The sequence below is a fragment of the Paraburkholderia sp. genome (assembly GCF_034668105.1).
In the GTDB taxonomy this organism is placed as follows: Bacteria; Pseudomonadota; Gammaproteobacteria; order Burkholderiales; family Burkholderiaceae; genus Paraburkholderia.
The window spans coordinates 1-7,549 of record NZ_JAXDPY010000273.1; the positions used below are offsets into that span (position 1 = coordinate 1).

7 protein-coding genes and 1 pseudogene are annotated in these 7,549 nt (G+C 61.5%); 6 read left to right on the plus strand and 2 right to left on the minus strand.

The window, feature by feature from the left end; translation table 11 throughout:
- Positions 1–108 precede the first annotated feature (108 nt).
- From QOC89_RS12690 to chrA, 6 genes are all read left to right on the plus strand, one after another.
- Complete coding sequence (locus QOC89_RS12690) at positions 109–1,611, plus strand: DHA2 family efflux MFS transporter permease subunit (RefSeq protein WP_323045327.1); 1,503 nt, start codon at positions 109–111, stop codon at positions 1,609–1,611.
- Between the two features lie 166 nt (positions 1,612–1,777).
- Entirely contained in the window at positions 1,778–2,611 is an 834-nt protein-coding gene (locus tag QOC89_RS12695) for an AraC family transcriptional regulator (RefSeq protein WP_323045328.1), read from the plus strand.
- A 195-nt stretch (positions 2,612–2,806) separates the two neighbouring features.
- The gene (locus QOC89_RS12700) at positions 2,807–4,123 is read left to right on the plus strand and encodes a tannase/feruloyl esterase family alpha/beta hydrolase (RefSeq protein WP_323045329.1); all 1,317 of its coding nucleotides are present in this window, start codon (positions 2,807–2,809) and stop codon (positions 4,121–4,123) included.
- Positions 4,124–4,226: 103 nt separating this feature from the next.
- Entirely contained in the window at positions 4,227–4,418 is a 192-nt protein-coding gene (locus QOC89_RS12705) for a hypothetical protein (RefSeq protein WP_323045330.1), read from the plus strand.
- A gap of 600 nt (positions 4,419–5,018) precedes the next feature.
- Entirely contained in the window at positions 5,019–5,576 is a 558-nt protein-coding gene (locus QOC89_RS12710; protein ID WP_323045331.1) for a cytochrome c, read from the plus strand.
- Positions 5,577–5,721: 145 nt separating this feature from the next.
- Complete coding sequence (gene chrA, locus QOC89_RS12715) at positions 5,722–6,957, plus strand: chromate efflux transporter (RefSeq protein ID WP_323045332.1); 1,236 nt, start codon at positions 5,722–5,724, stop codon at positions 6,955–6,957.
- A 41-nt stretch (positions 6,958–6,998) separates the two neighbouring features.
- On the opposite strand, the pseudogene QOC89_RS12720 reads toward chrA, so the two are convergent.
- Positions 6,999–7,121: pseudogene (locus tag QOC89_RS12720) on the minus strand (3-hydroxyacyl-CoA dehydrogenase); the annotation flags it as partial.
- A 74-nt stretch (positions 7,122–7,195) separates the two neighbouring features.
- Positions 7,196–7,480, minus strand: coding sequence for a hypothetical protein (locus tag QOC89_RS12725; protein ID WP_323045333.1), 285 nt, complete (start codon positions 7,478–7,480; stop codon positions 7,196–7,198).
- Positions 7,481–7,549 lie beyond the last annotated feature (69 nt).

The following is a 7,549-nucleotide window of genomic DNA, read 5'->3' on the forward strand; positions in this document are numbered from 1 at the left end:
TCGCTATTTTCGCGCTGAGCGGCGGCATGTCCGGCATCCGCTTGAATCGCGCCAGTACATCGCTTGCACCGTTTGCATCCGCTTGACCACGGCGAAGGAGCTCCCTGCATGACCCATTCCATCCACGGCAACAAACGCTGGCTGGCGCTGATCGTTCTGTGCCTCGGCGTGCTCATGATCGTCCTCGATACCACGATCGTGAACGTTGCTCTGCCGTCAATCGCCGCAGACCTCGGCTTTACCGAGACCTCGCTGGTGTGGGTGGTCAATGCGTACATGCTGACCTTCGGCGGCTGCCTGCTGTTGGGCGGCCGGCTCGGTGATCTGTACGGCCATCGCAAGCTGTTCCTCGGCGGCATCACGCTGTTCACGCTGGCGTCGCTCGCGTGCGGCATGGCGAATTCGCAAGTGCTGCTGGTGTGCGCGCGTGCCGTACAGGGTTTGGGCGGCGCAGTCGTCTCCGCGGTTTCGCTGTCGCTGATCATGAATCTGTTCACCGAGACCGGCGAACGCGCGAAAGCGATGGGCGTCTATGGTTTCGTCTGCGCGGGTGGTGGCAGCATCGGCGTGTTGCTCGGCGGTCTGCTGACCAACCTGTTGAGCTGGCACTGGATCTTTCTCGTCAACCTGCCTATCGGCATCGCCGTCTATGGACTGTGCGTCGCGCTGTTGCCATCGGCACGCGGTCATGCTCATGGCGAACGGCTCGACGTGGCCGGCGCGGTAACAGTCACGGTTTCGCTGATGCTCGCGGTGTACGCGGTCGTGAACGGTAACGAAGCCGGCTGGACCTCGACGCAAACGCTCGGCATGCTGTTCGCCGCAGTCGTGCTGTTGGCCGTGTTTCTCGTTATCGAAGCACGCGTACAGCATCCGTTGATGCCGCTCGGTCTGTTCCGCTTGCGCAATGTCGCGACCGCCAATGTGGTCGGCGTGCTGTGGGCGGCGGCCATGTTCGCGTGGTTCTTTATCTCCGCGCTGTATTTGCAGCGCGTGCTCGGTTACCGGCCCTTGCAGGTCGGGCTCGCGTTCTTGCCTGCCAATCTGATCATGGCGTTCTTTTCATTGGGCTTGTCGGCGCGCGTGGTGATGCGCTTCGGTCTGCGCGTGCCGCTTGCGGTCGGACTGCTGGTCGCTGCGTGTGGTCTTGCGCTGTTCGCGCGCGCACCGGTCAACGGCAGCTTCGTGCTCGACGTGCTGCCGGGCATGCTTCTGCTCGGCTTCGGCGCGGGCATCGCGTTCAATCCCATGTTGCTGGCTGCCATGAGCGATGTCGATCCGAGCGATTCGGGCCTCGCCTCCGGCATCGTCAACACATCGTTCATGATGGGCGGCGCACTGGGCCTCGCGGTGCTCGCGAGTCTCGCCGCCGCGCGCAGCGGCGCGGTGCAGGCCACCGAGAACGCCGTGGCGGCGCTCAATAGCGGCTATCACGTGGCGTTCCTGTTCGGTGCGATCTTCGCGGCGGCGGCAGGCATTTTGGGCGGCTTGCTGTTGCGCCCGGGGCAGCCGGGCGGTGCCGATGCTCACGCGGATGCACAAGGTCACGGCGCATCGGCATCGGATCACGCTCGCCCCACCGGCAACGAGGCAGCAACGGAAAACTATTGACCCACGGGTGAATCCGATTCGCCTGCGGAAGACGTTTCGCCCACCTGAACACTCGCCGCTCGCCGCCCGCGACACGCCGCGCGCGCTGCTGCAAAAACCGCAAGCGCGATCAAATGCGCCGGAGCGCGCCTGGCTATGCTGGCTTCATGCAGACATGAGAGCCGATATGAACCCGGTTGGAAAAGCGCTCTGGTTTATCGAAAGCCATTTTGCCCAGGAGTTGACGCTCGACGAGATCGCCAACCGCGGATGCGTGTCGCGCTTTCACCTGGCCCGTGCGTTCGAGACGGCCACCGGGCTTCCGGTGATGCGCTACGTTCGTGCGCGCCGCTTGAGCGAAGCGGCACGGCGCCTCGCCGACGGTGCACCTGACATCCTGACGGTCGCCATCGACGCCGGTTACGGTTCTCATGAAGCATTCACGCGCGCCTTTCGCGAGCAATTTGGGCTCACGCCCGAAGCGTTGCGCGCGCGAGGCCATCTCGACAACCTTGCCATCGTGGAACCGATCAAAATGGACGAAACCCTTCTCACCCATCTGGAACCGCCGCGCTTTGAAGACGGCAGACCGTTTCTTGTCGCGGGGCTGAGCGAACGCTATACCTGCGACACCAGTACGGCCATTCCGTCGCAATGGCAGCGCTTTGGCGCTTACTTGGGCAAGGTGCCGGGACAAGTGGGCGGCGTGGCCTACGGCGTGTGCTACAACGCCGACGACGCAGGCAATTTCGACTACCTGTGCGGCGTTGAAGTCAGCGACTTCTCGGCGCTCCCCGTGGGGTTGAGCCGCGTACGCATTGCCGCGCAGCGGTATGCGGTATTCAGTCATCGCGAGCATATCTCGACGATCCGGCGCACCCTGAACACGATCTGGAATCAATGGCTGCCGGCGTCGGGACACGTGCCCGCGGACGCGCCGAATTTCGAGCGCTACAGCGAGCAGTTCGAGCCGGTGAGCGGCATGGGTGGGCTCGAAATCTGGTTGCCGTTGAAGGCCTGATTCGATTCGGCCTCTAGAACCGATAACCAATACCGCCGAGGATCACGTCCCTGTCGCGGCAGGCCGGCTAAATAATGACCGGCAATACATGCTGGCGACGTTGCCGGCGAACCATCGCTTGAGCCCGTCGGCGGCATCCTGATTACAGCCACGAAACGCACCGAGGCGAGCGGTGGACTTCCTGCCTACTGCAAGGTGAGCGCGACCGGCGTCCACAACACGACGCTCGACATCGAGGTCGACCTTCCGGACAACTACGCGAACCGCTTATTGCATGCGGGCGGCGGCGGCTTCGACGGCACCATTCCGACGGTCGAATCGATCAACCAGCAACTTCCTCTCACCCAACCGTTGCAACGCGGCATGGCATTCACCGCTTCAAACGGTGGCAACCGGGACGGTAATCCTGTCGATTTCATTAACAATGCGACCCAGAAGCAGGACTACTCCTACGCAGCACTCGGCACCACCGTCCATTTTGCCAAAGCGGTGATTGCCGCCTTCTACGGTCAGGCACCCAAGTACACCTACTTCCAGGGCGCGTCGAACGGTGGCCGGAACGCTTACCTCGTCGCACAGGATTGGCCGGGCGATTACGACGGCATCATCGCCGGCTCGGAAACCATGAACATGGCAACGCAAACCATGGCATGGCTGAACATGGCTGCCAAGGCCGGCACACCCGCCATGCCCAGCCCCGCGCAATGGACGGCCGCCTATCAGGCTGCCGTGCAGCAGTGCGGGAACGCAAACGGAGTGATCCTGAACCCCGAAGCCTGCACCTACGATCCCGCGCCGCTGCAATGCGGAACCGCGGGCGCGCCGGCAGCGACGTGCCTCACGCCGGCACAATTGCAGACCGTCCGGCAAGAGATTGGCGCGCTGGACACGAGCAGCGGCACCCTGCTGTATTCCGGCTACAATTGGGCCGACTTCGGCAGTGCGTTAGGCGTCGGCGGCTATACGATACTGGGCGGCGGATTTGCCGGACTGGCCACAGGCAATGCCAATTGGCTCTTGCCGGCAACCGCACCAGGCAGTTTGCAGGCGACCTTTAATGTCGACACCGCCTATCCGGTCATCGCCGCAGGTTTGCAAAGCGCCGGCGCGGATCACAGCCTGCAGGCCATCGCGCAGTATCTGGTCGCGGGCAAAAAGCTGCTCTCGTTCCACGGCGGTGCTGATCCGCTGCTATCGTCGCGCGAGCATCTTCGCAACTGGTTAGCCATGACGCAACTCGCAGGATCGGCGGCCAGTAACGCGCGGTTCTACCGCGAGGCCGGTGTGGGTCACGTCACCGGCGGCAATGGCCCGGATCAGTTCGACTACGTGGGTCCCATGATCGCGTGGGTCGAGCAAGGCGTCGCACCCGGTCAATTGACGATGACTAAATTCGACACGAACGGCAACGTGACAGCCACGCTTCCCGACTGCCCGTATCCGACGGTGCCGCACTACAACGGCTCAGGAAACATCAATCAGGCAGCCAGCTATAGCTGCGCAAGCAGTTAAAAAGAAGAGCAACGGCCCGTCACGCGGACGAGAGACGACCACAAGTTGTCGCTCGTCCAACGCATTGGGCCTTCGTAAGTCCATTGGAACTCCGAAGCTTATGATGGATTCTTTCGACTGGGAGAAACAGCGCGAGCAGATTCGCGGCGATCGCCGGGTCGCCAGCAAGATCCGGATTCCTGATCAGATCGACGGCCTGCGCGAGCTTGGGCCCGTACGTTGCGTAGTTCGACCGCCCCTTGAGCTGTATAAACCCCCTGCCCTTGAACAGTGCACCATCCGGTCGCTCTTCTGAAAGGCCATTACCGCTGCGACGGTTCCCTGCTCATACATACGTCGATCGCGCCTGGACTGAAGCCGTGTCCGGTAAGCGCTTGTTGCGATGTTTCAACGTCGCCGCCGCTATCGCCCTGCTGAAGCATGCTGTTTTGCATGGCTCTGTCTCCTTCTCACGGTCGTCTGGCGTCGACTGTCATTTCGGCGGATTCGGCTAATCAGACAATAGGTGATGGTTCCACGGCGTCCAGAACAAGCGGATTCTGTATGTGCGTTGGCGCACAGTTAGGAACAGGTAGTGTCAGCCGGCTCAACCGGCGGATTCGGGCGCCCCGATTGAATCTCGCGGCACCCGTTGCGGCACCGGCGACCGTTACCGGTCAATGACGAACCTGTAATCAACGGGCAAGAATGCCGTCATCTACCCGATCCAATAATGACGTGACGGTCTCGACGTTAATAAAGTGCGTTCAAGTGCAGTCGCTTGAGTCGATCGCCCTGCCTGTCGCGACGACGGGTGACCTATCCGTTGTTCGAAAAATGACGGCCATCCTGTTTGCAGACATCTCATTCCAGATCCAGGCCGACCGTTATATCGTTTCCAGCAGGTAATCAAAACATGAGCGTAACGAAAGACTCCTCTTTTCTTGTCCGTCATTCCACACTGAGCGCTTTCGCTGCAGCCGGTGTCGCAGTCGTGGCGGCCGGATTCGGCTTTATGTATTCGGGCTTATACGATGTGTCGGTGGCATCCGGACACAACCCACTTGTCGCCTGGGCGCTGCACAAGACTTACCTTCAGTCGCTGCACCGTCATGCGGCCGCTATCCAGGTACCGACCGACTTGATGACCGTTGCCAACGTCGAAGCCGGCGCCCGTCTCTACCGGGCCACCTGCGTGGCATGTCACGGCGCGCCGGGACAAACGCTAAGCCCGATTGGCCAGGGTATCCTTCCGCTAGCGCCGGAATTGCTAAGCGCAACACGCCGCAACAATCCTCGGATGATGTTCTGGGTGATCAAAAACGGCGTGAAAATGACCGCGATGCCCGCGTTCGGCAAGACGCAAGACGACCAGACGATCTGGGACTTAACGGCGTTCCTTTATAAGGGGCGTGGCATGTCCGCTCAAGACTTCGAAAGGCTAAGCGCAGCCAAACCGAACCCCCAGCCGTAGGCTATGCCCGCTGAACGGGCGGCAAAGGCCTCGGCGCCGGAAGTGTTTTTTTTGCGCACTGGGACTTCAGGTGCTGCGCGGATGAGCTTAACCATCCGCTTCATACGGGCGCGCTGATCTTCTCAATCTGGAAAACCGCCAGTTTATGGAAAACGATATCGCCTCAACGCACCCGACTCAGGCCAGTGCCGCGCCAGAGGTTCTCGCGGTGTTTCTCAAGTTGGGGCTGACGTGCTTTGGCGGCCCGATAGCGCATCTGGGATACTTCCGCCGGGAGTTCGTCGAGCGGCGCCGCTGGCTCGATGACGAAACCTTCACCGATCTGGTGGGGCTCTGCCAGTTCCTGCCAGGACCGGCGAGCAGCCAGGTTGGATTCTCGATTGGTCTATTGCGAGCCGGGTGGCTTGGGGGCCTCGCTGCCTGGTTCGGATTTACGCTGCCTTCAGTGCTGCTGTTGCTCGGCTTTGCAGCGCTCGCCCCTGGTCTTGGCGGCCCGGTTGGTCTTGGCTTGGTCCATGGTCTGAAGCTCGTCGCGGTCGCTGTCGTCGCTCAAGCAGTTTGGGATATGGCGCGGCGCCTGTGCCCGGATCAACGCCGTGCTGCCATCGCGCTTATCGCAATCGCGGTACTTGGCATTCTGACCACCGTCTATGCGCAGCTCATCGTTATCGCCCTGGGCGCTGTGCTCGGACTCGCGTTGTGCCAGCAGACGACATCGTCAGACACTCGCCGCGTACCACAGCACGGTCACGAAATTCGCGTTTCCCGCACAGTGGGTGCCCTCGCCTTGATCCTCTTCGGTGTCCTGCTACTCGGACTTCCGGCGCTGGTCGGACTCCACGCGGGACAGGCGGTCAAGGTCTTCGAGGCCTTCTACCGCTCGGGTGCCCTGGTATTTGGCGGTGGGCACGTCGTGCTCCCGCTTCTGCAACAGCAAACCGTCGCGACCGGCTGGATCTCGCCGAACGACTTTCTTGCAGGCTACGGTGCCGCGCAGGCAGTGCCTGGTCCTTTGTTCACGTTCGCCGCATTTCTCGGCTGGATGATGACCGAAGCGCCGAATCACTGGACCGGCGCATTGCTCGCTACGGCGGGCATTTTCCTCCCGGGTCTGCTACTCGTTCTCGCGGCGCTGCCGCACTGGCAAGCGCTGCGCGCCCGGCCGCCGATGGCTGCAATGCTTGCCGGGGTCAATGCAGCGGTCGTTGGACTGCTGGCGAGCGCTCTGTACTCACCGGTCTGGACCAGTGCTGTTCTCTCAGAGCTCGACTTTGCCATCGCAGCGATCGGCTTTTTTCTACTGACGCGCTGGAAAGCTCCCCCGCTCGCTGTCGTTGTGCTTTGTGCGCTGGCGGGCATGGTCGAGGCGACCTTGCACTGAGTCGGTGATTCCCTGCGGAGCGGGGAGTAGCTGAATCCCGTTTAACCCTTCACCGCGGCATTAAACGCGGGAAACAATCCCGAACTGTCCAGCAGTCGCCCAAACTCGCCAAGACGCTGATGCAAATAAGCCGGCACATCGACATGCGCGTAGTCATAAAATCCCTGCGCGCCGTGTGGATTGATCATTGACGGAGTGTGGCCGGTCACTGCGTCAGACGATCGCCGCGCCATATCCGTCATTGAAGCCACTTCCTCACGTCTTTCTCCCATTCCGGATCGCCGCAACCTTTCGGGTTCTCCGGCCCGAGTACGGTGATGTAGCCGTTGCTCTTCATACACGACTCATACGCACGAACTTTCGAACATTGATCCGCACCCGCGTTCTGCGAGACTACCTTGCACTGTGCGATCGTCCTGTCCATCGGACCGAAGTCCATATCGCTCGCCTGATTGAGCATCGGCGCATTGGCACCCGACGCGGAAAACTCGACGGGGCCGGTCTGCGCGCAAGCGCTCAACAATAGACCCGCGAATGCGGTAATGAACAGAAGCTGAGCACGCAGTTCTGCTCGATCAACTCACGACCCGCA

Coding starts and splice junctions, on each gene's coding strand:
- QOC89_RS12710 (WP_323045331.1), top strand. CDS start 5,019: ATGAGCGTAACGAAAGACTCCTCTTTTCTTGTCCGTCATTCCACACTG.
- QOC89_RS12705 (WP_323045330.1), top strand. CDS start 4,227: ATGGATTCTTTCGACTGGGAGAAACAGCGCGAGCAGATTCGCGGCGAT.
- QOC89_RS12690 (WP_323045327.1), top strand. CDS start 109: ATGACCCATTCCATCCACGGCAACAAACGCTGGCTGGCGCTGATCGTT.
- chrA (WP_323045332.1), top strand. CDS start 5,722: ATGGAAAACGATATCGCCTCAACGCACCCGACTCAGGCCAGTGCCGCG.
- QOC89_RS12695 (WP_323045328.1), top strand. CDS start 1,778: ATGAACCCGGTTGGAAAAGCGCTCTGGTTTATCGAAAGCCATTTTGCC.